Source organism: Georgenia sp. Z1344, from assembly GCF_057652375.1.
This window is the reverse complement of sequence record NZ_CM172728.1, coordinates 509,629-535,795: the sequence shown is the minus strand read 5'-3', so window position 1 is coordinate 535,795 and position 26,167 is coordinate 509,629. Positions and strand designations below refer to the sequence as shown.

The following is a 26,167-nucleotide window of genomic DNA, read 5'->3' as shown; positions in this document are numbered from 1 at the left end:
TCGAGGTCGTCGGTGAGATCGACGGCGACGAGGACGTCTACCGGAGCCCGGACGTCGACGGCCCTGCCGCGCACCCCTTCGACGCCGCGGCGGAGTCCGCGCCCGGCGACGGTGCCGGCTCGACCGACGGTGCCGGCTCTCCCGACGCCACGGACGCGCCCGGCAGCCCTGACGCGCCCGGCACCGGCCGCGACTGAGGGCCGCGTGCAGTTCCCGCGCGGGAGCGCGACGGCCGCGGACGGCGTCCTGCTCGTCGACAAGCCCCAGGGGCTGACGAGCCACGACGTCGTCGCCCGGGTGAGGCGCATGGCCGCCACCCGCAAGGTGGGGCACGCCGGGACCCTCGACCCGATGGCGACGGGCCTGCTCGTCCTCGGCGTCGGCCGCGCCACGCGGCTGCTCACCTATGTGGTCGGGGCGGACAAGACGTACGAGGCGACGATCCGCCTCGGCGTCGCGACGACCACCGACGACGCCGAGGGAGAGGCGACGGCCTCTCCGGGGGCCAGTGCCGACGTCGTGGGGGAAGGGCTGCCCGCCGCTCTTGCGAAGCTGACCGGGGTGATCGCCCAGGTCCCGTCGGCGGTCTCGGCGATCAAGGTCGACGGGAAGCGCGCCTACGCGCGGGTCCGCGACGGGGAGGACGTCGAGCTCGAGGCGCGCGAGGTGACCGTCCACGAGCTGGACGTCGTGCGCAAGGTGCGCTCCGGCGTCGTGCCCCCGGGTGAACCTGGCGAGGGGACCGCGGTCGTCGACGTCGACGTGCGTGTCCGGTGCTCCTCGGGCACCTACGTGCGGGCGGTCGCGCGCGACCTCGGGGCGGCGCTCGGCACCGGCGGGCACCTGACGGCGCTGCGGCGCACGGCGGTCGGGCCCTTCGACGTCGGCGAGGGGCGCACGCTCGAGGAGATGGCAGAGTCGCTCGGCGAGGCGCGGGCGGCCGAGTCCGGGGTCGTCGCCGGTGAGGTGACTGGTGACGGCGGTGGTGGTGGTGCCGAAGCCGGGACTGTCGGGGTCGGGGCTGATGGTGTCGGCGCCGGAGGGACGGCACGGTCCGCAACGACGGGTGACGGCGTCCTCGAGACGCTGCCGGCCGGGCTCCTCGCCCGCCGTCTCTTCCCTGTCCGTGATCTCACCGACGCCGAGACCACGGCCGTGCGGTACGGGCAGCGCATCGAGGCGAGCGGTCTCACGGACGACGGCGCGGCTGGTGCGTCGGATGGCGAGTCGAGCGGGGCGTCGTCCGGTGCGTTGTCCCGCGTTGCCGCTGCGGACACGGACGCGGGTGGGTCGGGTGGTTCCGGCGTCGTCGCCGCCTTCGCGCCCGCCGGGCACCTCGTGGCCCTCCTCTCCGACGAGCGACGGAAGGCCCGTCCGGTCCTCGTGCTGGATCCGGCCTGATAGAGGTATCGAGCGGCCTCGCCGTGCGGTGAGTGCGCGGGGATTCGTCGCTTGCCCGACGGGGCCTGAGCGTGACTCCGCGCGAGCTGCTCATACGGCACGCACGAGGGATGCCGGCCGATTCTCGACCGGGACCGAGCGACCGGCTGATGCACGCGAGTCCACATGTTTGCCCAGGTCACGGCCATCCACAGATGTGCCTCGAGCCCTTGCCGTTGTCGGTGGTACCCCGTAACGTGGCCGTTGATCGAACACAAGTTCGAGCGATGGGTGACTGGCCGCGATCATCGCGGTGGGTCCACGATCATGTGGGGGAGGTGTCGACGATGACGTTGGATGAGGCGGACGTGCGCGGTGTGGGCGCCTTCCCGAGCGACCCGCTGGAGGACCTCCACGTCGCGATCCAGGACGAGCCTCTGGTCGAGCAGCTGAGCAAGTCCCGGGTGGAGCACCTCGACGCGCCCCCGGTCGACCCCCTGGTTGATCACCTGGATACGCCCTCGGTCGACCCTCTGGTTGATCACCTGGTCGAGGCTGAGAACGAGCCCCAGGACGTGGCAACCGTCCTCACTCCCACGATCGATGCCGCTGACGTGCGGGCGCTCCTGCCTGCACTCACGCGCATGACGCGTGCCTCCGAGCAGGAGGCGATCGACCACATCCAGCTCTTCGAGCGGCTCAAGGCGGTGGCGTCGGCGGGGCAGGCGATGGCGGCATCGGACCTTGCGCGGATGCGGGCCGAGGCCGAGGAGGAGAGGGGGGTGCCCTTCGAGGATCGCGGCAGGGGCCTGGCGGCCGAGGTGGCGCTGGCCCGTAAGGAGCCGGCGCGGCGTGGTTCCCAGCACCTCGGGCTCGCGAAGACGCTTGTCGACGAGCTGCCGTGCACCCTCGAGCTCATGCGTCAGGGTCTCGTCTCCGAGTGGCGCGCGACGATCCTCGCCCGCGAGACGGTGGGCCTGTCCGTCGAGGATCGGCAGCGGGTCGACCTGGCACTCGCGGACGACCTTCCGAACTGGGGCGACAAGCAGATCCGGGACCATGCGCGGAAGAAGACGCAGGAGCTCGACGACGAGGCCGCCCTGCTCCGGCACCGCCGTGAGCGGACCAGCCGCCGCGTCAGCGTGCGGCCCGCCAACGGCTCGATGGCCTACCTGTCGGCCTACCTCCCCATGACCGAGGCCGTGCGGGTCTACGCCTCGCTCACCGAGCAGGCGGCGTCGATCGTCACCGCCGGTGAGTCCGGCGAGCGGACCGCGAACCAGGTGGCGGCGGACCTCCTCGTCGAGCACGTCACCGGTGCGTCCGCGAGCGAGCCGCGGGACATCGATCTCACGGTCGTCTTGACGGACAAGACCCTGGCGGGCGCGGACGAGCCCGCGTGGCTGCCCGGTCAGGGTCCGCTGTCCGCGTCGGTGGCGCGGGACCAGGTGCGGGAGGCGAGGAACGTCTGGTTCCGGCGCCTGTGGACCGACCCGGAGACGGGCGGCGCCGTCCGCATGGAGTCGCGCAGGCGCACCTTCGACGGCCAGCTGCGCAAGTTCGTGCTCCTGCGGGACGACTCGTGCACCGAGCCGTTCTGCGACGCCCCCGCGGAGCACGTCGACCACGCCGACCCGCACGCCCAGGGCGGCAGGACGCGCGCCGACAACGCCTCCGGCCTGTGCGCCACGCACAACTACGCCAAGCAGAACCCCGGGTGGCGACAGGCCATGGACGGTGAGCAGCTCGACGTCTGGACTCCCACCGGCCACCGGTACCGGGTCCCGAGATCGCCGTTCCCCTACCGGCTCAGACCGCTACCACCGCTGATGACCAAGGAACGCCACGAGCAGCTGAAGGACCGGGTGGCCGCGCGCGTCCGCCGCTTCGACGAGCTCTCGGAGGCGGCGCTCGAAGCCGAGCGTGCGGGAGTTGAACCGCCCTCCGACGGCGAACCACAGGGCGAACTGGATCCCTAGGTTGGCCGCGTGCGTGACGGAGTGCGACGACTCATCGCCCGACCCGGGTGGCGGGGGAGCGCCTACCCGTGCGTCCCGGTCGTGCTCGCCACGGCGACCCGCTCGGCGCTGACGAGGTCGAGGATCGCCTTCACGCCGGGCAGTGCGCGCCCGGGGCCGGTGGCGAGATAGCCGGGCCGGTGGATCTCCGGCGCGTCGGGATCGCCGTCGATGACGAGGTGGTCGACCGTGCCCCCGGCCGACCGCACGAGGTGGGCGCCGGCGGAGACGTCCCACGGCGTCGTGCGCAGGCCGAACGTCGCGTCGAGGCGCCCGGCGGCGACGAGGGCGAGCTCCGCGGCGCCGGCCCCGAGCGAGCGCACCGCGCCGACCGTGGTGAGGAGCTGGGCGAGGTGCGTGAGCGTGGCCGGGTGGTCGAGGTCCCGCACGCCCGGGTACCCGGTGGACAGCACGGACTCGATGTCGGTCCGCTGGACGGGGCCGGGCACGCGGGTGTGCTCGTCCGTCGTCGGGCTCCCGTCGAGGGGATGGGTGAGGACGTGGCAGCCGTCGTCGCCGGCGAAGACCTCGAGCCCCAGCTCGGGCATGCGCACGACGGCGGCCACCGTCTCGTCGCCCACCTGTGCCGCGATCGACGTGCAGTAGACGGGCACCCCGGCCGCGAAGTTCGACGTGCCGTCGATCGGGTCGACGACGAACGTCACGACGCCCGGCGGCGTCGGGTAGAGGGAAGGGGTGGGGGAGCTGTCGGTCGCGGAGCCGCCGTCGTGCGTCGTCGAGATGCCTGCCGGAACGTTGAGGCCCCCCTCCTCGCCCAGCACGCGAGCGTCCGGCACGTGCCGGCGCAGCACCTCGATGGCGATCTCCTCGCTGCGCCGGTCGTGGACGGTGACGATGTCGTGGGCGTCGCGCTTGAGCTCGCGCTCCGCCGCCGCGCCCGTGACGCCGACGAGGTAGTCGCAGATCCGGTCCGCCGCGTCACGGACGGCGGCGAGCAGATCCGCGGGTGACGGGGCGGACCCCGCGGCGTCGACGGGGGATTCCTGGGACTCGAGGGACTTTGGGGCGTCGGCGTGACCGGGCGAGGTGGCGCGCATGGCCTCACGCTAGCGGCCGGCCCGGCGGGGCGCGCTGCGCTCCTGGGCACGCCGACTGCCGTCACGCTCACGCTCACACCCACGTTCACGATCGCCGCTCGCACTCACACGTCGTCATTGGCCACTCGCCACTCGCCACTCGCTACTCGCACTCGCCGCTCGCCGCTCGCCACTCGCCGCTCGCCGCTCGCCACTCGCCGCTCGACATCGCTTCCAGGAAACGCCCAGACGACTCCCACGCAGCTATCGGCCACCTCCCAGAGATCTGGCAGCGCACCACGGGATCCCTCCCAGAGTGGCCATGCACTCTCTGCCTCACACCGGGACCCACAACGGGCCCGCTGCGAGAAGGAGAACGCCATGGCCACCGGAGCCCCCGAACCGACCACCACCCCCGACGGCCCCGCCTACGAGGGCCGTCTCCTCGTCCGCCCCGACGACGAGGTCGTCGACCAGGGCGTCGGCTTCGACGTCGGCACCCTGCTCAGCCGCCGCAACGTCCTCGCCCTCGTGGGGGCAGGCGCGGGGGCGACCTTGCTGGCGGCGTGCTCGCCATCGGGCTCGGACTCCTCGACCGCCGGCGACTCCGTCACGGTGGGTGGCGAGAGCGCGACCGACAGCGCCTCCGCCGGCACGCGCACCGCCTCCGCCGGCACGGGCACCGCCTCCGCCGGCACGGGCACCTCCTCCACGAGCACGGTCCTGCCCGCCGCCGAGATCCCCGACGAGACCGCCGGCCCCTACCCCGGCGACGGCTCCAACGGCCCCGACGTCCTCGAGGAGTCCGGCATCGTCCGCTCGGACATCCGACCCAACATCGGCGAGACCACCACGGTCGATGGCGTCGCGCTCACCTTCACGATCCGCGTCACCGACATGGCGAACAACGACGCGCCGTTCGAGGGCGCCGCCGTGTACGCCTGGCACTGCAACGGCCTCGGCGAGTACTCGATGTACTCCTCCGGCGTCGAGGAGGACACCTGGCTCCGCGGCGTGCAGGTGGCCGACGCCAAGGGGGACGTGACCTTCACGTCGATCGTGCCGGGCTGCTACGCCGGTCGCTGGCCGCACATCCACTTCGAGGTCTACCCGGACGTCGACTCGATCACGGACGCCGAGAACGCGATCGCCACGTCGCAGCTCGCGATCCCGGAGGCGATCCTCGGCGACATCTACGCGCTCGACGCCTACTCGGGCTCGGGCCAGAACCTCGCCGGGGTCACGCTCTCGACGGACGGCATCTTCGGCGACGACACCGAGGACCTCCAGATGCCCGTGGTCACCGGCGACCTCGACACCGGGTTCATCGCGACGATCGTCGCCCGCGTGGACACGACCACCGAGCCGACCGGCGGCATGGGCGGCGGTGACATGCCTGGCGGTGGCATGCCCGGTGGCGGCACTCCGCCCGGTGGCGGTACCCCGCCCGAGGGCGGCCCCGGCGGCACGCCCGGTGACACCTCGACCGACGGGTCCTGAACCGGCACGCCCCCCGACCTTCTTCCTCCCGCTCGACCCACCGAAAGAGAGACCGACATGCTCCGCAACCTCACGGGCTGGCACGCCCTCATCATCCTCGCCACGATCCTCCTGCTGTTCGGCGCCTCGAAGCTGCCGGCGCTCGCCCGCAGCGTCGGCCAGTCCGTGCGCATCCTCAAGAAGGAGGCCGGGACCGACGAGTCGTCCGGTGATACGGGCAACGTGACGGCCCTGCCCGACGTCGGACACCCCGGTGCGTCCCGCGCAGGCTCCGCGGCGGGCACGGCGTTCGACGGCACGGCAGTGCCTGACGTCGGAGACCCAGGTATGTCCCGCGCGCCGACCGTGCTGGTCGCGGCGAACGACGCAGGTCCGGCGTCGTCGGCGGGTATGCCACGCGAGAACGTGACTCCGTCCCCCGAGGTCGCGGGCGGGACTGGGCGGATCGCGTCGTGACCGCAGCCCCCGCCGCGACGGGGAACCGGATGCCGCTCGCGGGGCACGCCCGCGAGGCGCGCGACCGGATGCTCCGCTCGGTGGTGGCGCTCGCGGTCGGCACGTGCGGCGGCTTCGTCCTGGCGGACCCGCTGCTCGACCTCATGCGGGCGCCGCTCGCCGAGCTCACCGAGTCGCACGTGACCGCGCTCAACCACTCCAGCCTCACCGGGGCGTTCGACCTGACGGTCCGGCTCGCCATCGTCTCCGGCCTCGTCCTGGCGGCGCCGGTGTGGATCTACGAGGCGCTCGCCTTCCTGCTCCCGGGCCTCACGAGGCGCGAGCGTCGGTTCGTCCTCGCCTCGCTCGCGGGCGCCCTGCCGCTGTTTCTCGCCGGCTGCCTCGCCGGCCTGCTGCTCTTCCCGCACATGGTGCAGCTGCTGGTCGAGATCTCGTCGACGGAGGACCTCACCCTGCTCGATGCCTCCGGGTACGTGAGCTTCGTGCTCAAGGTGGTCCTGACGACCGGTGTCGCGTTCACCCTGCCCGTGGCGGTCGTCGTGCTCAACGCGCTCGGCGTCCTCCCGGCGCGTCTCCTCGCGCGGACGTGGCGGGTGGTCGTCGTGGTGATCGTCGTGTTCAGCGCCCTCGTCGCCCCCGCCGCCGACCTGCTGTCGATGGCGCTCGTGGCAGTGACGATGTCCGCGCTGTTCGGGGCCGCGTACGTGATCGCGCTCGTGCACGACCGGATCGCCGCGCGGCGGGCGCTCGCCAAGGGCGGGGGCACCGGCGCCAACGAGGTGCATGCCGCGAGTGGGGTGCCCGCTGCGGGCGGGGTGGATGCTGCGGACCGGGTGCTCGGTGCGGACCGGGTGCTCGTTGCGGACCGGGTGCTCGTTGCGGACCGGGTGCTCGGTGCGGACCGGGTGCTCGTTGCGGACCGGGTGCTCGGTGCGGACGCGGCGGACGACGCTGATCGTGCACAGCACTCGATCTCGGGAGGTGGATCATGACCATCGGGCTCAGCCTGGAGAAGCTGGTCGTCGTGCTGGCGCTGACGAGTTTCGTCATCGGGCCGGCGCGACTGCCGGGATATGTCGCACGGCTGGCCGAGATCGTGCGGGGCGTGCGCGCCTACGTCGAGGCGACGCGCACCCGGACTGAGGACGAGCTCGGCGTGCCGCTCGCGGTCGACCAGTGGCGCGACGCCGCACGGCGCTACGACCCGCGCCGCGTGGTGCGCGACGCGCTCGTGGAGCCGGCTGAACCCGCCCAGCCTGTCCAGCACGCCCATCACGCCGGGGCCGCTAGGCCTGCCGAGCCTGCCGAGCCCGCCGGGGCCGCTGAGCCCGCGGTTCACGCCGAGCCTGCCGAGCCCGCCGGGGCCGCTGAGCCCGCGGTTCACGCCGAGCCGGCCGAGCCCGCATGGCGTTGGGTGATCGCGGGCGGGAGCTCGGGCCACCCGCGTCGGATCCGCGTGCCGGTCGAGGTGAGGTCCGAGGCAGGGAATGCCGAGGGGGGAGGCCGCGAGGATTCGGCCGGCGGGTCTGCCGGCGTGCCCGCCGCCGACGCGCCTCCCGGCGACGACTCCGTCGCCCACGCCGACGCCGCCCCGGCACCGACCACCCGACGGGCCGCCCCCGCAGGAGAACTACAGTGACCCTGCGGCGCGACGCGTCGCCCCCGGCAGGGGCACGCACACGGAGAGGCCGACGGTGCAGGTCTGGCACGGCACGGACGAGATCCCCGAGAACCTGGGGCCGATCGTCCTCACCGTCGGAGTCTTCGACGGCGTCCACCGGGGGCACCGCGCGTTGCTCGCTGCGACGGTCGCCGAGGCCGAGCGGCGCGGGCTGCCCGCCGTCGCGCTGACGTTCGACCCGCACCCGGCCCAGGTGCACCGGCCGGAGGACGACCTCGTCCTCGTGGCCAACGCCGCCGACCGGATCGCACGCCTCTCGGCGCTCGGCCTCGACGGCGTCCTCGTCCAGCACTACGACCTCGACTTCGCGTCGGCCGGCCCCGAGGAGTTCGTCACCGAGTACCTCAGGCGCGACCTCGACGTCGCGTGCCTCGTGGTGGGCGAGGACGTCCGGTTCGGCAAGGACAACGCCGGCGACGCCGAGGTGCTGCGCGAGCTGAGCGACCGCCTGGGCATGGGCCTCGTGCTCGTGGCCGAGGTCGCGTGCGACCTCACGGGCCGCCGCTGGTCCTCGACCTGGATCCGCCAGTCGCTCGCCGAGGGCGACGTCCACCAGGCCGCCCGCATCCTCGGTCGGCCCCATCGCCTCCGCGGCGTCGTCGTGCGGGGATTCCGCCGTGGTCGGGAGCTCGGCTACCCGACGGCGAACCTCGCCCCCGACGACCTCGGTGTGGTGCCCGCCGACGGCGTGTACGCAGGCTGGCTGCTCCCGGGGCCGTTCGAGTCCCCGGGCGCGGCCGACGCCGGGGCGACCCGCCTGCCCGCCGCCATCTCGGTGGGCACCAACCCCACGTTCGACGGCACCGAGCGCACCGTCGAGGCCCACGTCCTCGGCCGCACCGACCTCGACCTGTACGACGAGGAGGTCGTCGTCGAGTTCGTCGCGCACCTGCGGCCGATGGTCGCGTTCGACGGCATCGAGCCGCTGCTCGTGCAGATGCGCGCCGACGTCGAGGACGCGGCCGGCATCCTCGGAGTCCCGGTCCCGCCGGACCTCGCGCCGGGCTCGGTCACCGCGACCTGAGTCGCGGGTCCGACGGCGCACGGCTCGCGACGTGGGGGAGAGGTGGGACGACGGGCCGACGACGACGAACGGCCGGCGACGATCCTCCGCTGCCTCGTCGCCCGGTCCCCACGCCGACGCCGGACCGCTGCTCGCGGCGGTTCGCCGTCGGGTCGTCAGGCTGCCGCGAGAGCCGGCTCGAGGAGGCGACCGTCGGCGATGCGTGCGACGGCGTCGACGCCCCCGAGGGTGGACTCGTCGTGGCTGACGAGCAGCGTCGCGGCGCCGGCCGCGCGCGTGAGCTCGGTGACGAGGTCGACGATCTGCGTGCCCCGCTCGTGGTCGAGGGCCGAGGTCGGCTCGTCGACGAGGAGGACGGCGGGATCCCCGACGAGCGCCCGGGCGATGTTGACCCGCTGACGCTGGCCGCCGGAGAGCTGGTGCGGCCGTCGACCCAGCTCGCTGCCGAGGCCGACGCGCGTGAGCATCCGGGCGGCCCGCTCCCGCGCCGCCGTCATGTCGCCGCCGCGCATGTGCGTCCGGACGGTGAGCTGCTCGATCGCGGTGAGGCTCGGCAGGAGTCGCGGCTGCTGGAAGACGATGCCGATGCTCGTCCGGCGCAGCTCGGCGCGCTCGCGCTCGCCAAGCGACCGGCCACCACCCGTGACGACGCGGTCGCCGATCCGGACGAGACCGGCGTCGGGGAGCGTGAGGGTCGCGGCGACGGCGAGGAGGCTGGACTTGCCGGAGCCAGACGGGCCGAGCAGCGCCGTCGTCGTGCCGGCGGGGACCGAGAGCGAGACGTCGTCGACTGCGGTGAGCCGGCCGCCCCCGTCGGGGTAGGTGAGCGTGACGTGCTCGAGCGTGAGGCCGGCGGCGGAGGCCGAGGCTCGGCTTGGGTCGGGGGCGGCGCTGCGGGCGGCGCTGGAGTTGGAGGCGGAGTCGACGGCTGGCGTGGTGGGCCGAGTGGGCATGGTGGTCACGGCGGGAACCCTTCTGGTGGGTGGCGGAAGGTCGGTCGTCGACGCCGTCAGCGCGGCGGACGGGGAGTCGGGCGGCGGGTGGGGAGTGAGGCGGCGGGCGAGATCGCGTGTGGCGGAGACTCGGTCGTCAGGAGGCGCTGAGTGCCGCGTGGGGATCGACGGACGCGAGGCGGCGCAGCGCGAGCCCGGCGCCGAGCAGGCCGAGGCCGACGAGGATCGCGACGGGCAGCACGGTGGTCGTCCATCCGACGGCGACCGGCATGACCCCGGAGATCGCCCACGCCGTCGCCGTGGCGAGGCCGGAGCCGAGGACGGTCCCGGCGAGCAGGACGACGGTGGCCTGACCGAGGGCGTCGCGCATGAGGTAGCCCGTCGAGGCGCCGAGGGCCTTGAGGACCGCGACGTCGTCGGACCGGCTGATCGTCCACACGGTGAAGAACGAACCGACGACGAGGGCCGAGATCGCGTAGAGGAAGCCCTGCATCATCATCAGCGAGCCGTTCTCCGAGGAGTACGAGCCGATGGCCTGGAGCGAGTCGCCGCGCGAGACCGTCATGGTCCCGGCCTCGGCGTCGAGGGCCGCGAGGTCGGCGCCCGAGGTCGTCAGGGCGAGGACGGTGGCGACGTCTCGGCCGGCGGCGGGACCGCCGGTCCCGCCGCCCGCACCGCCGTCGCCGCCGTCCGCACCGCCGTCGCCTCCGCGCGACGGCGAGCCGACGGCCTGCCAGTCCGCGAGCGTCGTCCACACGACCGGCGTGTGGGAGAAGCTTGCGTCCACGTCCGCCACCCCGGCCACGACGAGCTCCTGGCCCGCGACGGCGAGGGTGTCGCCGGCTGCGGCGTCGAGCTCCTCGGCCGCGCCGCCCGAGAGCCAGGTCGAGCCGTCGGCGAGGTCGACACCCTCGGGCAGGACCGACGCACCGGGCTCGGCACCGAGGACCGTGACGCTCGCGGTGGTGCCGCCGACCGCCGACCGCGTGGTGGCGACCCCGAGGGGGTCGACCGCCTCGACGCCGTCCGCGCCGGCGAACGCCTCCCGCTGCGCGGCGTCGACCTGCGAGGACGTGAAGCTCGGCTCCTCGCCGGAGCCGAACGCGAGGTGGTCGGCCGGCAGGTCGGCGATCGCGGACGTCGACTCGCGGGCGAGCCCGGAGGTGAGCGCGGACAGGAAGGTGACGAGGAAGGTGATGAGGACGACGACGCCCGTCATGAGGGCGAAGCGTCCCGAGGCGAATCGAAGGTCGCGCCAGGCGACGAACACGGGGACTCCTTGGATGGTGGGGCGGTGCGCGGGGCACCGGGTCGGTGAGGACCCCAGGCTCGCGCCGACCGCCCCGGTCCCACATCGGCCGTGGTGGACGCTTCCGGGTGCCGCGAGGTGCACGCCGACCTCCACCCTTTGGCCGATCCGGACGGCACGCCCGCTCCGTACTGTGGGCCGGTGACCGCCACGCCCGCACCCGGACGGCGAGCCGCGCGCACCATGCAGGTTGGGCTCGACCTGCTCGCGCTCATGCTCGCCGCGCTCGTCGTGTGGCGGGGCGAGGGCGCCGCGCCCCTCGGCATCGCGTTCGCCCTCGTCCACGTCGTGGGTCGGCTCGCGCTGGGCCCGGTCGTCACCGTCGGTGGGCACGCCCAAGCCACAGAGAACCACCGCGCCGCCGGGACCGATCGGCCACCGCGGACGCCCCGGCCGTGGGCCCAGCTCGCCTGGGTGGGCGTCCTCACCGCGCTCGCGATCGCCGCGGGCGTGCTGAGCGTCGAGGGCATCTGGCTCGCGTTCCCCGTCTTCCTCCTCCAGCTGCACGTCCTGCCCGCCGCGGCCGGCATCGTCGCGGTCGCGCTCACCACGGTGGTCACCGTGACCATCGGCGTTCTACGCCATGGGTCCGGGGTCGGCGGCGTGCTCGGGCCGGTGCTCGGCGCCGCGGTGTGCGTCGGCGTGGTCCTCGGCGTCCGGGCGGTCCTCGCGGAGGCCGAGCAGCGTCGCGAGCTCCTCGAGGACCTCGTGGCCGCCCGGCAGGTGCTCGCCGAGCGCGAGCGTGCCGCCGCGGTGACCGCCGAGCGGCAGCGCCTGGCGCGCGAGATCCATGACAGCCTCGCCCAGGGCCTGGCCTCGATCGAGCTCGTCCTGCGCGCCGCCGACGGCGCGCTCGCCGCCGGAGACACCAACCGGGCCACCGATCTCGTCGACACCGCCCGGACCGCCGCCCGCGACAACCTCGCCGAGGCCCGCGCCTTCGTCCGTGACCTCCCGTCCCCGCTCGTGGACACCGGCCTGCACGACGCCGTCACGCGCCTCGGTGAGCAGACCTCGCGCGGCAGCGGGGTCCGGGTCGACGTCACCGTCACCGGCGACGAGCGGCCCCTGCCGGGGGTGGTCGAGCAGGCCCTGTGGCGCGTGGCCCAGCAGGCGCTCGCCAACGCCGTCGAGCACGCGGAGGCGACTCGGGCGCACGTCACGCTCACCTACCTCGGCGACTCCGTCGCGCTCGACGTGGTCGACGACGGCTCCGGGTTCGACCCCACGCGCGTGCTCAGGGCCGCAGATCCGCCTCGCGCGTTCGACGCCGGGGAACTCGGCCGGGTGCCCGACGCCGACACCAAGGCAGACTCCGTCGACCACAATCACGACCACGACCACGACCACGAGGACGCCGACGGCCGGGGGACGGGCCTCGCCGGGATGGCGGACCGGTTGCGCGCCGTCGGCGGGTCGCTCACCGTGGAGTCGGCGCCCGGTTCCGGCACCGCGATCGGGGCGGCGGTGCCGCTGTGACCGACCAGGTGGTCCGGATCGTCCTCGTCGACGACCATCCGGTCGTGCGCGCCGGCCTGCGCGCGGTCCTCGAGGCCGAACCGGACCTCGACGTCCTCGCCGACGTGCCGGACGGGGACGCGCTCGACGAGGTGCTGGCCGCCGGGCGGAGCGTCGACGTCGTGCTCATGGATCTTCAGCTCGGGGCGGGACGGCCCGACGGCGCCGCCGTCACGCGCCGGGTGGTCGCGTCCGGCGGCCCGCCCGTGCTCGTGGTGACGACCTACGACACGGAGGCCGACATCCTCGCCGCGCTCGACGCGGGTGCCGTCGGCTATCTGCTCAAGGACGCGCCGACCGAGCAGCTCGTGGCCGGTGTGCGCGCCGCCGCGCAGGGCCGCACCGCCCTCGACCCGTCCGTGCAGGACCGGCTGGTCGGCCGGATGCGTTCGCCGGGCACCGCGCTCACGCCCCGCGAGCTCGAGGTGGTCGACCGGCTCGCGCGGGGGGAGTCGAACGACCAGATCGCCGCCGCGCTGTTCCTCTCGCGCGCCACCGTGAAGTCCCACCTCGCGCACGTGTACGCCAAGCTCGGGGTGGAGAGCCGGACGGCGGCCGTCGCGCGGGCCCGGGAGCGCGGGCTGCTGCGGGGGTGAGACATGGTGCGGCGGGCCCGACGGGCCCGGCCGCCGGTGGTCCGGGGCTGCTGCGGGAGTGACTGCTGGTGGCCGGGCTCACGCCGACCGGCCCGGCTGTGCGCGGCCTCCTTGCTAGGATGGTCGTTGCCGTCAAGCCGGCCACGGACGCGTCATGCCCGGGAGAACATGCCCCGGAGCTCCGTGCAACGAACCGAACTGGAGACACATGGCCCTCTCGAAGGACGTCAAGCAGCAGATCATCGCCGAGTACGCGACCCATGAGGGCGACACCGGTTCCCCCGAGGTCCAGGTCGCGATGCTCTCGCGCCGGATCAAGGACCTCACCGAGCACTTCAAGGGCCACAAGCACGACCACCACTCGCGTCGTGGGCTCATGCTCCTCATCGGCCAGCGCAAGCGTCTGCTCGCGTACCTCGCCGAGGAGGACATCGAGCGCTACCGCGCGCTCATCGCGCGTATCGGCCTGCGCCGCTGACGTCACCGGCCCCGGGCCCCTCACGGGGACCGGGGCCGATCTGCGACCCACCCGATCTGCGAGACAACTGAATCCACCGCAGCACACCGCCGCACCAGGCCGTTCGTCCGGTCCTCGGTAGTGGCCTCCGGAAGCGCACGAGCGCCGTCCGTGGGCCTCGATCGATGACCGTCGGAGGTCGGCGCGGCACGACCGACAAAGGAGGCCCCCATGGAGGGACCCGAGATCACCGCGGCCGAGGCCGTCATCGACAACGGCCGCTTCGGTACGCGCACCGTCCGCTTCGAGACCGGCCGTCTCGCGCGCCAGGCCGCCGGCTCCGCCGTCGCCTACCTCGACGAGGAGACGATGGTGCTGTCCGCCACGACGGCGAGCAAGCACCCCAAGGACCACTTCGACTTCTTCCCGCTCACCGTCGACATCGAGGAGCGCCAGTACGCCGCCGGCAAGATCCCCGGCGCGTTCTTCCGCCGCGAGGGCCGCCCGTCGACCGACGCGATCCTCGCCTGCCGCCTCATCGACCGCCCGCTGCGCCCCTCGTTCGTCAAGGGCCTGCGCAACGAGATCCAGGTCGTCGGCACCGTCTTCGCCGTCCACCCGGACGACGCCTACGACGTCGTGGCGATGAACGCCGCGTCGATGTCGACCCAGATCGCCGGCCTGCCCTTCTCCGGCCCGATCGGCTCCGTGCGCATCGCGCTGGTGGAGGACACGTGGGTCGCGTTCCCGCGCTACTCCGAGCTCGAGCGCGCCGTCTTCTCGATGGTCGTCGCCGGCCGTCGCGTGGAGACCAAGGACGGCGCCGACATCGCCGTCATGATGGTCGAGGCCGAGGCATCGGACAACGTGTTCGACCTCGTCGCCGCCGGCGCCACGAAGCCGACCGAGGAGGTCGTCTCGCAGGGCCTCGAGGCCGCGAAGACCTTCATCGGCGCGCTGTGCGACGCCCAGTCCGAGCTCGCCGCCACCACGTCGAAGCCGACCGGCGACTTCCCGCTCTTCCCGGACTACGCCGACGACGCCTTCACCGCCGTCGAGGCCCACGTCCGCGAGGACGTCGCGCAGGCGATCCAGATCCCCGGCAAGGCCGACCGCGAGTCGCGCCAGGAAGAGATCCGCCACACGATGCTCGAGGCGCTCGGCGAGCAGTTCGAGGGCCGCGAGAAGGAGCTCTCCGCCGCGTACCGGTCCGTCACGAAGCAGGCCGTGCGTGCGCGCGTGCTCACCGAGGGCGTCCGCATGGACGGCCGCGGGCTCAAGGACATCCGCACCCTGTCCGCCGAGGTCGAGGTCCTGCCCCGCGTCCACGGCTCGGCGCTGTTCGAGCGCGGCGAGACCCAGATCCTCGGGGTCACCACGCTCAACATGCTCAAGATGGAGCAGCAGATCGACTCGCTGTCGCCCGTCACCAAGAAGCGCTACTTGCACCACTACAACTTCCCGCCCTACTCGACCGGTGAGACCGGACGCGTGGGGTCGCCGAAGCGTCGCGAGATCGGGCACGGCGCCCTCGCCGAGCGCGCGCTCGTGCCGGTGCTGCCGAACCGCACCGAGTTCCCCTACGCGATCCGTCAGGTCTCCGAGGCCCTCGGGTCCAACGGCTCGACGTCGATGGGCTCGGTCTGCGCCTCGACCCTCGCCATGCTCAACGCCGGTGTGCCGCTGCGCGCCCCGGTCGCCGGCATCGCCATGGGCCTGATGTCCGACGAGGTCGACGGCGAGACCCGCTTCGCGGCCCTGACCGACATCCTCGGCGCCGAGGACGCCTACGGCGACATGGACTTCAAGGTCGCCGGCACGCGCGAGCTCGTCACCGCCATCCAGCTCGACACGAAGCTCGACGGCCTCCCGGCCTCCGTGCTCACCGGCGCGCTGACCCAGGCCCGCGACGCCCGCCTCTACATCCTCGACGTGATGAACGAGGCCATCGACGCCCCGGACGAGATGGCCCCGACGGCGCCGCGCATCATCACCGTCCAGGTCCCGGTCGACAAGATCGGCGAGGTCATCGGCCCCAAGGGCAAGATGATCAACCAGATCCAGGAGGACACCGGCGCGGACATCTCGATCGAGGACGACGGCACCGTATTCATCGGTGCGGTCGACGGCCCGTCCGCCGAGGCGGCGCGCCAGGCCATCAACTCGATCGCCAACCCGCAGATGCCGGAGATCGGCGAGCGGTTCGTCGGCACGGTCGTCAAGACCACGTCGTTCGGCGCGTTCGTCTCGCTGACCCCCGGCAAGGACGGCCTGCTGCACATCTCGCAGGTCAAGCGCCTCGTCGGCGGCCGCCGCATCGACTCCGTCGAGGAGGTCCTGCAGGTCGGGGCCAAGGTGCAGGTCGAGCTCGCCGAGATCGACCCGCGCGGCAAGCTCTCGCTGCACGCCGTGGTCGAGGGTGACGAGGGTGGTCAGGCCGGCGACGGCGCCTCCGCCTCGTCCGACTCCGACGGCGGTGCCCAGGACGACGCCGAGAAGCCGGCCCGTCGTGAGCGCGCGCCGCGCGAGCGTCGCCCGCGCACGCGGACCCGCAGCTCGGAGAACGACTCCTCCGACGAGTGAGGGGACTGCCCCGCACGAAGGAGGGGAGCGTTCCTCACGAGTGCGGGGAGTGGAGTGTTCGCCACGAGCCGGGCGATGCCTGGCGAGTGAGCGGATATCCGCTCGACGAGTGAGCACGACGTGAGTACCGACCGGGGGTCGGGCCCTACGGGGCCCGGCCCCCGTCGTCGTGCCGGGGACCAGATGTCAGGGAGCGGCGGCGGGAAAGTCGGAACCCGGCACGACGGCGACACCCGGTGCACGGACCGACCCGGCTCGCGGGTGGGCCGGGGCCCCGTTCCGCGGCCGCCGACCTAGGATTGATCGATGCCCAGCGACCCTCGCATCTCCGCCGGCCACGCCCCGCGTGCCGGCTCCGACGCCCGAACTTCCGACGCCCGACCGAACGACGGCGGACCGACGGCCGACCGCTCCGGTCGCGGCTCCCGCCCGACCGACTCTGGTCCCGCCAACTCTCGTCCCACCGACACCCGGTCCGACCACGGCCGGGGCCCTCGTTCGTCGGGCTCGCGGGGGAGCGACGGCCGAGCCGGTGACGCCCGAGGCGGACGACGGGGTGCCGGACCGTCCACGGCGGAGTCCGGGGCGCGGCCCCTCGTCGTCGCCCCCGCCGGCTCGCCCGGCACCGAGCTGACCTGGGAGGCCGGTGGCACGCTCGCCCGCCGCTCGGTCCTGCCCGGCGGCGTGCGGGTGCTCACCGAGCAGGTCCCGGGCCAGCGGTCGGTGGCGCTCGGGGCGTGGATCGCCGTCGGCGCCCGCGACGAGACCGGCGGGCACTTCGGCTCCACCCACGTCCTCGAGCACCTGCTGTTCAAGGGAACGGAGCGACGCAGCGCGTTCGACATCGCCGAGGCGTTCGATGCCGTCGGTGGGGAGTCCAACGCGGCGACCGGCCAGGAGTCGACCTGCTACCACGCGCGGGTGCTCGACACGGACGCCCCGCTCGCGCTCGACGTCATCACCGACATGATCACCTCCGCCACCCTCGACCCGGCCGAGTTGGAGAACGAGCGGGGCGTCATCCTCGACGAGCTCGCCGCGGCGGAGGACGACGCCCAGGACGTCGCGCACGAGCGCTTCGCCACCGCGGTCCTCGGGACGCACCCGCTCGGTCGGCCCGTCGGCGGCACGCCCGAGTCGGTGCGCGCGCTGCCGCGCGACGTCGTCGCCGAGCACTACCGCTCGTACTACCGCCCCGACGAGCTCGTCCTGACCGCCGCCGGTTCGCTCGACCACGACGAGCTGTGCGAGCGGCTGACCGACCTGCTCGAGCGCGGCGGCTGGGAGCTCGACCCCGCGGCCGCTCCGGCCCCCCGCCGGAGCGCGCACGACCCGATGCGCGGGCGGCCCGGGGTGGCCGACGCCGGGACGGGTGCCGGTGCCGTGACCGGGGCGGGATCGGCGGCCGGGGCGGGATCGGCGGCCGGGACCGAGGCCGAGCCCGGGAGCGCCGCCGTGAGCCGCGCCGTCACCGTCGTGCGCGCCACCGAGCAGGCGCACGTCGTCATCGGGGCCCCCGCGCTGCGGGCCGGCGACCCGCGACGCTGGGCCCTTGCCCTGGCCACGACCATCCTCGGCGGCGGCATGAGCTCGCGGCTGTTCCAGGAGGTCCGGGAGCGCCGGGGACTCGCCTACAGCACCTACGCCTGGTCCACCTCCTACGCCGAGGCCGGGTATGCGGGGCTGTACGCGGGCTGCGCGCCCGACGCGGTGCCGGAGGTCGCGACCCTGCTCGCCGGCACCCTCGCGGACCTCGCGGGCGACGGGCCGACCGCGGCCGAGCTGGCCCGCGCCAAGGGGCAGCTGCGGGGCGGCCTCGTGCTCGGGCTCGAGGACAACGGGGCGCGGATGTCGCGCCTCGGTTCCGCCGAGATCGTCCGTGGCGAGCTGACGAGCGTCGACGCGACGATCGAGCTCATCGACGCCGTGACCGCGCAGGAGGTGGCGGACATGTGCGCGTTCATCGCCGCCGGCGACCGCGCCGCCACCGTGGTCGGACCGGTGGCCCCGGACGCCGCGGACGGCCTGCTCGGGTAGGGCGGACCCGGGGGCCGCGCGGGTCGACCGCACGGGTCGACTGCGGGGCTCGACGATGCGGCGCCCCGGCCCGTCCGTACCGCCCGATGTCCGGATGGTGGGATGTCCGGCGTCGGGCGGGCGGGCGATCGTCGGCTCTGGCGAGAGTGGGCAGCAGCCGGGCCGGACGGCCCGGAGGCATCCACGAGGGAGACGACATGACGACGACGATCGACGCAGCCACCACCACCGGCATCCCGGCGAAGCACGAGTCCGTGCCGGCCGCGCGCGGCATCTGGCGCGGCAAGCTGCACACCGACCTCACGTCGCGCCACTTCGAGTACGCCACCGGTGAGCCGGAGGCGATCGGCGGTACGGACCTCGCGCCGTCGCCGATGGACCTGTTCGTCGGCGGCACGGCCGGCTGCCTGTCCGTCGTCGTCGAGGTCGTCGCGGGCGAGCTCGGCATCAGCTTCGACGCGCTCGAGATCGACGTCGACGGCCACCTCGACACCCGCGGCTTCCTCGGCACCGCGGACGTGGCGCCGAACATCCAGGTCGTCGACGTCACGGTCCGCCTGACGACGTCCGCGACCGAGGAGCAGGTGGCCGAGCTCAAGGCCGCTGCGAGCCGGCGCTGCCCGGCGCTCGGGCTGTTCCGCGCCGCGAACCTCACGATCAACGAGGACTGGTTCGTCACCGCTGCGTGAGCGAGCGACCCCCGACGTCCGCCGGCCTCGTATCGTGCCTGGCATGACTGAGTCGATCAGGGTGGCGGTCGTCGGGGCCGCGGGACGCATGGGACAGAACGTCGTGGGCGCCGTCGGCGCCGCGGCCGACCTCGAGGTCGTGGCCGAGCTCGACGCCGGGGACGACGTGACGGCCGGGGTTCGCGAGGCCGACGCCGACGTCGCGGTGGAGTTCGCGGTGCCGAGCGTGAGCCGCGACAACGTCCGCTCGATCCTCGCGGGCGGCGCCCACGCTGTCGTCGGGACCACCGGCTGGACGGACGAGGCGCTGGCCGAGCTCGCGACGCACGTGGACGAGGTCAACGACTCCCGGGCCGCGGCGGGCGAGGAGCCCCTCGGCGTGCTCGTGGCGCCGAACTTCGCGCTCTCGGCGGTGCTCGCGATGTCGTTCGCCCGTCAGGCGGCGCCGTTCTTCGAGTCCGTCGAGGTGGTCGAGCTGCACCACCCGGACAAGGTCGACGCACCCTCGGGCACCGCGCTGACGACGGCACGCGGCATCGCCGCCGCCCGTCGCGAGGCGGGGGTCGCCGACTCCCCGGACGCCACCGAGACCGACCCGGACGGCGCGCGGGGTGCCGACGTCGACGGCGTGCACGTCCACGCGGTGCGGCTGCGCGGTCTCGTCGCGCACGAGGAGGTCCTCCTCGGCAACCCCGGCGAGCAGCTGACCATCCGGACCGACTCGTTCGACCGTGCGAGCTTCATGCCCGGCGTGCTGCTGGCCGTGCGCCAGATCGGTGGACGGCCCGGGCTCACCCGCGGCCTGGACGCGCTGCTCGACCTCTGAGAGGTCGGGCTCGTCGGGGCTACCGGTCTGCCGGCGGCGGTCGGCCCGCGCGGGGCGTCAGGCCTCGAGGGTCGGCCGGCGGCATGGTTCGCGGGGTGGTCGGCTGCTCGCCGAGCGAGGCCCACCACTCGTCCTGGACGGCCTCGGCGCTGCCGACGGGGATCTCCCGACGACGACCGGTCGGCGCGAAGCCCGCCGTGTCGAGGAAGCGCTGACGCGGCTCGTCGCCGCGCACCACCCAGGTCGCGAGCGCCGTCGCGCCCGAGTCGCGCGCGAGGTCGGCGCAGGCGGCGAGCAGCCGGGAGCCGTGCCCCACGCGCTCGTCGCCCGGGCGGATCTCGAGGGCGAGGATCTCCAGCAGCGTCCCGCGCCGGGCCGCCTCGAGAGCCTCGGAGGGCGCGGCGTCGTCGGTAGGAGCGGCGTGGTCGGCGGGCGTGGCGTGGCCGGAGGGTGCAGCCGGCGCCGCGTCGCCGACCTGAGCCGCACTCTCGGCGGGAGAGTCGTCCGCGGCACGCGCCTGAGCCGCACTCTCGGCGGATGCGGGGGGCGCCAGCTGCTCGGCCTCCTCGTCGGTGGCGGGCGCGACCGGGGCGATCGCCGCGAGCCCCACGATGTCCGTGCCGTCGAGCGCCGTGAGCACGTGGTGCCCCGGCTCGGTCACGGCGGCGGCGTCGGCCCAGGCCAGGCCGAGGTCGCCCGCGGCGATGACGGCGAGCGCGTCGTCGTCGGCGTCGATCCCGGCGCCCACGGCCAGGGCGGCGCGCATGGTGGTGGCGTGGATCGCGCCGAGCGCGTCGGCGTCGCCCGCCAGCGTGGGGCGCACGGAGACGTCGGGACCCCCGCGGGACGTCGTCGGCAGGCCCTCGGGCGTGCGGCCGGCCGCGAGGGAGGACAGGACGTCGTCGTGGTGGTCGCTCACCCGACCAGCCTAGGCAGACGAGGGGGCGGTGCCGGCACCCGAGCGCCGCACCACCGCGCCTCCGTCCCGCACCCCCGGGCCTCCGTCCCGCACCCCCGGGCCTCCGTCCCGCACCCCCGGGCCTCCGCGCCGGATCAGCGCGTGAGTGCCGCCGACAGCTCGTCCGCGTGCGCCCGGAGCCAGTCGGCGCGCCGCAGGATCTTCGATCCGACGTCCTCCTCGAACCACATCCGCGCCCAGCCGCCCCCGAGCCGCACGGCGCGGTCGTGCATCACCACGTGCGATCGCTCCGCCGTTGCGATCGCCACCTCGACGAGCCCCGCTCGTTCCTCGCCGAGGCCGTACGCGTCGACGAGCACCCGTCCCCGCTGCGCGGCGTCGACCTCCCGCACGGCCTCCGCGCGGTCGTCGACCGGCATCCATGCCGCCCACCACAGGAGCAGGTTGACCACCTCGTCGACCGGCCGTACCGGCGCGACGAGGTCGAAGTCGATGAGCGCGGACGCCCGCCCGTCCGTGAAGACGACGTTCTCCGGGGTGACGTCCCGGTGCCCGAGGAACGTCGCGGGGCGGAGGTCCGGCCCCGGGAGGACCGGCGCCGGAGCCAGGTCCGGGAGGCCGAGGGGGAGCATCGCGTCGTCGAGCCGCCGCACGAGGCGGGCCACGCTCACGCCCCGCTCCTCGTCCGCCACCCACGCCGGCCACGGTCGTCCCGCCACCTCGCCGTCGACGAAGTCGAGGATCTCGCGCCCACGGTCGTCGACGCCGTGCAGCCGCGGGGCACCGTCGAACCCGACGGCCTCGAGGTGGGTGAGTGCGGCGTGGACGAGCGGTGAGTGGGGGCCGACCGGGCGTCTTACCGTCCTCCCGACGCGCACGACGCCTACCGACACGTCGCCGCCCGTGAGCGGAACCTCCTCGTCCACCCCGGCACGGTAGCGCCCCGCCGTCGAGCGCTCCCGCCGCGCGCCGGACGGCGCGGGTACCGTGCCAGCATGACGATGCCGTACCACCCCTCGCGCAGCTTCGGCTCCGTGTCCGTCGCGATGGCGACGCCGTTCACCGCGGACGGAGAGATCGACGTCGACTCAGCCGTCGCCCTCGCCACCGCCCTCGTCGACGACGGCTGCGACGCCCTCGTCCTCAACGGCACGACGGGCGAGTCCCCGACGACGCACCAGCCCGAGAAGGACGCCCTCGTGTCCGCGGTGGTCGACGCCGTGGGGGACCGCGTGATGATCATCGGCGGCGCCGGGTCGAACGACACCGCCCACGCGGTGCGGATCGCGGAGGGGGCGGCCCGCTCCGGTGCGCAGGGCCTGCTCGTCGTGGCGCCGTACTACAACCGCCCCTCGCAGGAGGGCGTCTACCAGCACATCGTGGCCGTCACCGAGGCGACCGACCTGCCGGTCATGGTCTACGACATCCCCGGCCGCACGGGGGTCCGCCTCGAGGAGGCCACGCTCGACCGCCTCGCGGAGCACCCGCAGATCCTCGCCGTCAAGGACGCCACGGGCGACGTCCCGGCGGGCTTCGAGACGATGTCCCGCACCGGGCTCGAGTACTACTCCGGCGACGACGCGCTCAACTTCGCCTGGCTCGCCCACGGCGCGTCCGGGGTCGTCTCGGTGGTCGGCCACGTCGCCGCCGCCAGCTACGTCGAGATGGTCCGGGAGGTCGACGCCGGGGACCTGCCCGGTGCCCGCGCCGTCGCCGCCAGGCTCAAGCCGGTCGTCGCCGCGCTCATGGGTACGGGACAGGGCGCCGTGATGTCGAAGCACGCGAGCCACCTGCTCGGCCGCATCCCCGACCCCACGGTGCGCCTCCCGCTCGTGGCCGCCACCGAGGACGAGGTCGCCGAGCTCCGCGCCGTGCTCGAGGCCGAGGGGTACCTCGGCTCCTGATCGAGGCGACGGGGCCGGGGCGCGCGAGAAGGCGCGCCCCGGCCCCGCTGACTGTGCCCCGGCCGCTCGCCCGGGGAGCCGTGGTCAGTGCTTGACCGTGTACCCGGCGTCGACTGGGAGCGTGATCCCGGTGACGTACCGCGCCTTGTCGGACACGAGGTAGACGATGGCGTTCGAGACGTCGACCGGCTCGATGACGCCGACCTCCCGCATGAGGTTCGCGCGGTCGGTGGCGAAGCCCCACCGCTCGAGCGTCTTGGGCACGCTGTCCATCAGCGCCTCCGCCATCGGCGAGTTGACCCCGGTCGGGACGACGACGTTGACGCGCACGTGCTCCGGCGCGAGCTCGACCGCGAGCGTCTTCGCCAGCGAGATGATGCCGGCCTTGGCCGCGCCGTAGTGGCCCCACGACGGCGAGGCCCGCAGGCCGTCCGTCGACGACGTGATGACGATCGAGCCCCCGCCGCCGTCGACGAGGTGCGGGATCATCGCCCGCACGGTCTTGAAGACGCCGGTGAGGTTGACGTCGATCATCCGGTGCCAGTCGTCGTCGGCGATCGTGTAGGTGTCGGGCAGGACCTGGTGGACGGCGGCGTTGGCGAGCACGATGTCGATCCGGCCGAAGGTCTCGATCGCCGCGTCGGCGACGCGCTGCATGTCCTCGGTGCTGCGGACGTCCGCGGTCACGCCGACGATGCGGCGGTCGAGCGCCTCGACCTGCCGGACGGTCTCCGCGATGTCCTCCTCGGTCGCGAGGCCGTAGGTCAGCCCCTCGATCGGCGCGCCGATGTCGGCGATGACGATGTCCGCCCCCTCCTTCGCGAGCTCGATCGCGTGGGAGCGGCCCTGACCCCGTCCTCCGCCCGTGATGACCGCGACCTTGCCGTCCAGCATGCCCATGGCGTTCCTCCGATGTCGTCGTCGACCGGGTGCGAGCCACCCGGAAGGTGTCTCACACGCTAGCCCGGGTATTGAGGCACGGGGTGCCGTTTCGTCCTCGGCTCAGAGCTCGGCGGTGACGTAGCGCTGGAAGGTGGGGGCGAGCCAGCGCACGACGTCGTCGCGGTCGGCCGACGCGAGCGGCTCCACCCGGGCCACGAGCCGGACCATGGCGAGACCGATCACCTGGGTGGCCACGAGGCTCGCCCGCAGCCGAGCCTCCTCCTCCGGTGCTCCGAGCCGGACGAGCAGCGGCACGACCTGGGCGGACATCACGTCGACGAGCCGCGCGCGGGCCGGCTCGTGGGCCACGGCGGAGCGCACGAGGACGACGAGGACGTCGTCGGCCTCCCACCGCCGCAGGACGTTGCGGGTGATGAACTCCCCGACCCCGTCGAGGTCCGCCGGCAGGTCGTCGGCGCCGATGCCCAGCTCGACGTCGACGGTCGCCGCGAACAGGTCCTCCTTCGACCCGAAGCTGCGGATGACGACGGCGGGGTCGACCCCGGCGCGCGTGGCGATCGCCCGGATCGTCGCGCGGTCGTACCCCTGCTCGGCGAAGAGCTCCCGCGCGGCGGCGCGGATCCTCTCGCGGTTCTCCTCGGCGGTGCGGCGGGCCATGCCCCGATCGTACGTCAACGCGTGTTGACCGAACGCGGCCCCGCGAGTACGTTCGGATCAACAAGTGTTGATCAATGGGAGGTGCGCGATGGGCAGGCACGTGGAACGCGGGGACGCGGGGCCGCCGCGCGGAGGTGCGGCGGACGACGGGCCTGCGGACGAGAGAGCGGCGGACGCGGGAGCGGCGCGCGGTCCGGGAGCTCCCGCAGGATCAAGACACGGGCGGCCGGCGCCGGGCGACGTCGTCGTCGAGGCCCGAGGCGTCTCGGTGACCAGGGGCGGCCGCGAGGTGCTGCGCGGGATCGACCTCGAGCTGCGCGCCGGCGAGATTCTCGGCCTGCTCGGCCCCTCGGGCGGCGGGAAGTCCACCCTCATGCGGGCGGTCGTCGGGGTCCAGCGGCGAGTCGCGGGGCACCTGACCGTGCTCGGCCGGCCCGCCGGGAGCGCCGCCGTGCGGGGGCGGGTCGGCTACGTCACCCAGGCGCCGTCCGTCTACGACGACATCACGGCGGGGGAGAACCTCGCGTTCTTCGCGTCGGTGCTGGGCGTGGGCCAGGGCGCCGTCGAGCGGGCGCTCGCGGCCGTCGACCTCACCGGCGCGGCCGAGCAGGTCGTCGGTTCGATGTCCGGCGGCCAGCGCGGCCGGGTCTCACTCGCCACGGCGCTGCTCGCCGACCCACCGGTCCTCGTCCTCGACGAACCGACCGTCGGGCTGGACCCCGTGCTGCGCCGCTCGCTGTGGGGAACCTTCCGGGAGCTCGCGGCCGTGGGCGCCGGCGTCCTCGTCTCGAGCCACGTGATGGACGAGGCGGAGCGGTGCGACCGTATCGCCCTCGTCCGCGAGGGTCGCCTGCTCGCGACCGGGACCCCCGCCGACCTCCTCGAGCGCACGGGCACCCGGTCGGTCGAGGACGCCTTCCTCGCGCTCGTCGAGGAGGCGGCGGCATGACACCGAGGACCACGTTCGCCGTCGCCCGCCGGGTGCTCGCCCAGCTGCGGCGCGACCCGCGCACGGTCGCCCTCATGCTGCTCGTCCCGTGCCTCCTGCTCACCCTCCTGTGGTGGGTGTTCGGCGAGGTCGGGGACGGGACCACCTTCCAGCGCCTCGGTCCGGCCCTCATCGCGATCATGCCGTTCGTCGTCATGTTCGTCGTCACGTCGGTGACGATGCTGCGCGAGCGCACCGCCGGCACCCTCGAACGCCTTCTCGCCATGCCCACGGGCCGCGGCGACCTCCTCCTCGGTTACGCGGTCGCGTTCCTCACCGTCTGCGTCGTCCAGGCCGGGCTCGTCATCGCGCTGTCGGTGGGGCTCCTCGGGCTCGACGTCGGCGGACCGCTCTGGGCGCTCGTCGTCGTCGCGCTCGTCGACGCCTTTCTCGGCACCGCGCTCGGGCTGTCCGTCTCCGCGTTCGCGCGCACCGAGTTCCAGGCCGTCCAGTTCATGCCGGCGCTCATCTTCCCGCAGATGCTGCTGTGCGGGCTGTTCGTGCCGCGCGACGCGATGCCGCGGGCCGCGGAGCTGGTCTCCGACGTCCTGCCGATGTCCTACGCGGTGGACGCGATGAACGGGGTGCGTTCGGGCACGTCGGGCGCGGTCGCCGAGGGCACGTGGGCCGACCTCGCGGTGGTCGGGGGCTTCGCCGTCGTCGTCCTCCTGCTCGGCACGCTGACGCTCCGCAGGCGAACGGACTGAGGTCGGGCGCGGAGAGTGGGAGGAT

The 26,167-nt window shown here is 74.1% G+C and carries 23 protein-coding genes and 1 pseudogene; 17 read left to right on the top strand and 7 right to left on the bottom strand.

Going from position 1 to position 26,167, the window contains the following annotated elements:
- Positions 1-204 precede the first annotated feature (204 nt).
- Both truB and AC24FB_RS02370 read left to right on the top strand, forming a co-directional pair.
- Entirely contained in the window at positions 205-1,401 is a 1,197-nt protein-coding gene (truB, locus tag AC24FB_RS02375) for a tRNA pseudouridine(55) synthase TruB (protein WP_487560853.1), read from the top strand.
- Positions 1,402-1,727: 326 nt separating this feature from the next.
- Positions 1,728-3,359 carry an HNH endonuclease gene (locus AC24FB_RS02370; protein ID WP_425712980.1) on the top strand — a complete coding sequence of 544 codons (1,632 nt, stop codon included), beginning with the start codon at positions 1,728-1,730 and terminating at the stop codon, positions 3,357-3,359.
- 62 nt (positions 3,360-3,421) lie between these two features.
- On the opposite strand, the gene AC24FB_RS02365 is transcribed toward AC24FB_RS02370, so the two are convergent.
- Complete coding sequence (locus AC24FB_RS02365; protein ID WP_425712981.1) at positions 3,422-4,456, bottom strand: inositol monophosphatase family protein; 1,035 nt, start codon at positions 4,454-4,456, stop codon at positions 3,422-3,424.
- 360 nt (positions 4,457-4,816) lie between these two features.
- On the opposite strand from AC24FB_RS02365, the gene AC24FB_RS02360 reads away from it, so the two are divergent.
- From AC24FB_RS02360 to AC24FB_RS02340, 5 genes and pseudogenes are all read left to right on the top strand, one after another.
- Entirely contained in the window at positions 4,817-5,935 is a 1,119-nt protein-coding gene (locus AC24FB_RS02360; RefSeq protein WP_425712982.1) for a dioxygenase family protein, read from the top strand.
- Positions 5,936-5,992: 57 nt separating this feature from the next.
- Positions 5,993-6,122: pseudogene (locus AC24FB_RS02355) on the top strand (twin-arginine translocase TatA/TatE family subunit); the annotation flags it as partial.
- Positions 6,123-6,387: 265 nt separating this feature from the next.
- Positions 6,388-7,383: a twin-arginine translocase subunit TatC gene (gene tatC, locus AC24FB_RS02350; protein ID WP_425712984.1), complete on the top strand. Its 996-nt coding sequence runs from the start codon at positions 6,388-6,390 to the stop codon at positions 7,381-7,383.
- The gene (locus tag AC24FB_RS02345; RefSeq protein ID WP_425712985.1) at positions 7,380-8,030 is read left to right on the top strand and encodes a Sec-independent protein translocase subunit TatA/TatB; all 651 of its coding nucleotides are present in this window, start codon (positions 7,380-7,382) and stop codon (positions 8,028-8,030) included. Before tatC ends, AC24FB_RS02345 begins: the two co-directional genes overlap by 4 nt.
- Positions 8,031-8,085: 55 nt before the next feature.
- A complete protein-coding gene (locus tag AC24FB_RS02340) occupies positions 8,086-9,096 on the top strand; it encodes a bifunctional riboflavin kinase/FAD synthetase (RefSeq protein ID WP_425712986.1) in 1,011 nt (336 codons plus the stop codon).
- 155 nt (positions 9,097-9,251) lie between these two features.
- Here the strand turns inward: AC24FB_RS02340 and AC24FB_RS02335 are convergent, their stop codons facing one another.
- Positions 9,252-10,058: an ABC transporter ATP-binding protein gene (locus tag AC24FB_RS02335; protein WP_463653680.1), complete on the bottom strand. Its 807-nt coding sequence runs from the start codon at positions 10,056-10,058 to the stop codon at positions 9,252-9,254.
- A 127-nt stretch (positions 10,059-10,185) separates the two neighbouring features.
- Complete coding sequence (locus AC24FB_RS02330) at positions 10,186-11,319, bottom strand: ABC transporter permease (protein WP_425712987.1); 1,134 nt, start codon at positions 11,317-11,319, stop codon at positions 10,186-10,188.
- A gap of 180 nt (positions 11,320-11,499) precedes the next feature.
- On the opposite strand from AC24FB_RS02330, the gene AC24FB_RS02325 reads away from it, so the two are divergent.
- The 7 genes from AC24FB_RS02325 to dapB all read left to right on the top strand — a co-directional run bounded on the left by AC24FB_RS02325 (position 11,500) and on the right by dapB (position 20,064).
- Positions 11,500-12,837 (top strand): sensor histidine kinase, encoded by a 1,338-nt coding sequence (locus tag AC24FB_RS02325; RefSeq protein ID WP_425712988.1) that lies wholly within the window; start codon positions 11,500-11,502, stop codon positions 12,835-12,837.
- On the top strand, positions 12,834-13,472 hold the full coding sequence (locus AC24FB_RS02320; protein ID WP_425712989.1) for a response regulator: 639 nt from the start codon (positions 12,834-12,836) through the stop codon (positions 13,470-13,472). The genes AC24FB_RS02325 and AC24FB_RS02320 overlap by 4 nt, the downstream gene beginning before the upstream one ends.
- Before the next feature lie 208 nt (positions 13,473-13,680).
- Positions 13,681-13,950 (top strand): 30S ribosomal protein S15, encoded by a 270-nt coding sequence (gene rpsO / locus AC24FB_RS02315; protein WP_425712990.1) that lies wholly within the window; start codon positions 13,681-13,683, stop codon positions 13,948-13,950.
- Between the two features lie 210 nt (positions 13,951-14,160).
- Positions 14,161-16,512, top strand: coding sequence for a polyribonucleotide nucleotidyltransferase (locus tag AC24FB_RS02310; RefSeq protein WP_425712991.1), 2,352 nt, complete (start codon positions 14,161-14,163; stop codon positions 16,510-16,512).
- 630 nt (positions 16,513-17,142) lie between these two features.
- Positions 17,143-18,549 (top strand): M16 family metallopeptidase, encoded by a 1,407-nt coding sequence (locus tag AC24FB_RS02305; RefSeq protein ID WP_487561381.1) that lies wholly within the window; start codon positions 17,143-17,145, stop codon positions 18,547-18,549.
- 197 nt (positions 18,550-18,746) lie between these two features.
- Positions 18,747-19,238 carry an OsmC family protein gene (locus AC24FB_RS02300; protein WP_425712993.1) on the top strand — a complete coding sequence of 164 codons (492 nt, stop codon included), beginning with the start codon at positions 18,747-18,749 and terminating at the stop codon, positions 19,236-19,238.
- 43 nt (positions 19,239-19,281) lie between these two features.
- Positions 19,282-20,064: a 4-hydroxy-tetrahydrodipicolinate reductase gene (gene dapB, locus AC24FB_RS02295; RefSeq protein ID WP_425712994.1), complete on the top strand. Its 783-nt coding sequence runs from the start codon at positions 19,282-19,284 to the stop codon at positions 20,062-20,064.
- 19 nt (positions 20,065-20,083) lie between these two features.
- On the opposite strand, the gene AC24FB_RS02290 is transcribed toward dapB, so the two are convergent.
- On the bottom strand, positions 20,084-20,983 hold the full coding sequence (locus AC24FB_RS02290; protein ID WP_425712995.1) for a GNAT family N-acetyltransferase: 900 nt from the start codon (positions 20,981-20,983) through the stop codon (positions 20,084-20,086).
- A gap of 134 nt (positions 20,984-21,117) precedes the next feature.
- A complete protein-coding gene (locus AC24FB_RS02285; RefSeq protein ID WP_425712996.1) occupies positions 21,118-21,909 on the bottom strand; it encodes a protein kinase family protein in 792 nt (263 codons plus the stop codon).
- Positions 21,910-21,984: 75 nt separating this feature from the next.
- Between AC24FB_RS02285 and dapA the strand changes: the two genes are divergently transcribed.
- Complete coding sequence (gene dapA, locus AC24FB_RS02280; RefSeq protein ID WP_463653752.1) at positions 21,985-22,887, top strand: 4-hydroxy-tetrahydrodipicolinate synthase; 903 nt, start codon at positions 21,985-21,987, stop codon at positions 22,885-22,887.
- Positions 22,888-22,971: 84 nt separating this feature from the next.
- Here the strand turns inward: dapA and AC24FB_RS02275 are convergent, their stop codons facing one another.
- A complete protein-coding gene (locus tag AC24FB_RS02275) occupies positions 22,972-23,787 on the bottom strand; it encodes a mycofactocin-coupled SDR family oxidoreductase (protein WP_425712998.1) in 816 nt (271 codons plus the stop codon).
- A 102-nt stretch (positions 23,788-23,889) separates the two neighbouring features.
- Positions 23,890-24,447 (bottom strand): TetR/AcrR family transcriptional regulator, encoded by a 558-nt coding sequence (locus AC24FB_RS02270; RefSeq protein ID WP_425712999.1) that lies wholly within the window; start codon positions 24,445-24,447, stop codon positions 23,890-23,892.
- A gap of 268 nt (positions 24,448-24,715) precedes the next feature.
- On the opposite strand from AC24FB_RS02270, the gene AC24FB_RS02265 reads away from it, so the two are divergent.
- Together AC24FB_RS02265 and AC24FB_RS02260 are read left to right on the top strand one after the other, a co-directional pair.
- Positions 24,716-25,396 (top strand): ABC transporter ATP-binding protein, encoded by a 681-nt coding sequence (locus AC24FB_RS02265; RefSeq protein ID WP_425713000.1) that lies wholly within the window; start codon positions 24,716-24,718, stop codon positions 25,394-25,396.
- Positions 25,393-26,142, top strand: a complete 750-nt coding sequence (locus AC24FB_RS02260; RefSeq protein ID WP_425713001.1) for an ABC transporter permease — start codon at positions 25,393-25,395, stop codon at positions 26,140-26,142. Before AC24FB_RS02265 ends, AC24FB_RS02260 begins: the two co-directional genes overlap by 4 nt.
- Positions 26,143-26,167: the final 25 nt, after the last annotated feature.

Excerpts from the sequence above, each read along its gene's own strand:
- AC24FB_RS02300 (WP_425712993.1), top strand. The coding sequence starts at position 18,747 with ATGACGACGACGATCGACGCAGCCACCACCACCGGCATCCCGGCGAAG.
- dapA (WP_463653752.1), top strand. The coding sequence starts at position 21,985 with ATGCCGTACCACCCCTCGCGCAGCTTCGGCTCCGTGTCCGTCGCGATG.
- AC24FB_RS02365 (WP_425712981.1), bottom strand. The coding sequence starts at position 4,456 with ATGCGCGCCACCTCGCCCGGTCACGCCGACGCCCCAAAGTCCCTCGAG.
- AC24FB_RS02370 (WP_425712980.1), top strand. The coding sequence starts at position 1,728 with ATGACGTTGGATGAGGCGGACGTGCGCGGTGTGGGCGCCTTCCCGAGC.
- AC24FB_RS02275 (WP_425712998.1), bottom strand. The coding sequence starts at position 23,787 with ATGGGCATGCTGGACGGCAAGGTCGCGGTCATCACGGGCGGAGGACGG.
- dapB (WP_425712994.1), top strand. The coding sequence starts at position 19,282 with ATGACTGAGTCGATCAGGGTGGCGGTCGTCGGGGCCGCGGGACGCATG.
- AC24FB_RS02360 (WP_425712982.1), top strand. The coding sequence starts at position 4,817 with ATGGCCACCGGAGCCCCCGAACCGACCACCACCCCCGACGGCCCCGCC.
- rpsO (WP_425712990.1), top strand. The coding sequence starts at position 13,681 with ATGGCCCTCTCGAAGGACGTCAAGCAGCAGATCATCGCCGAGTACGCG.
- AC24FB_RS02345 (WP_425712985.1), top strand. The coding sequence starts at position 7,380 with ATGACCATCGGGCTCAGCCTGGAGAAGCTGGTCGTCGTGCTGGCGCTG.
- AC24FB_RS02270 (WP_425712999.1), bottom strand. The coding sequence starts at position 24,447 with ATGGCCCGCCGCACCGCCGAGGAGAACCGCGAGAGGATCCGCGCCGCC.
- AC24FB_RS02260 (WP_425713001.1), top strand. The coding sequence starts at position 25,393 with ATGACACCGAGGACCACGTTCGCCGTCGCCCGCCGGGTGCTCGCCCAG.
- AC24FB_RS02310 (WP_425712991.1), top strand. The coding sequence starts at position 14,161 with ATGGAGGGACCCGAGATCACCGCGGCCGAGGCCGTCATCGACAACGGC.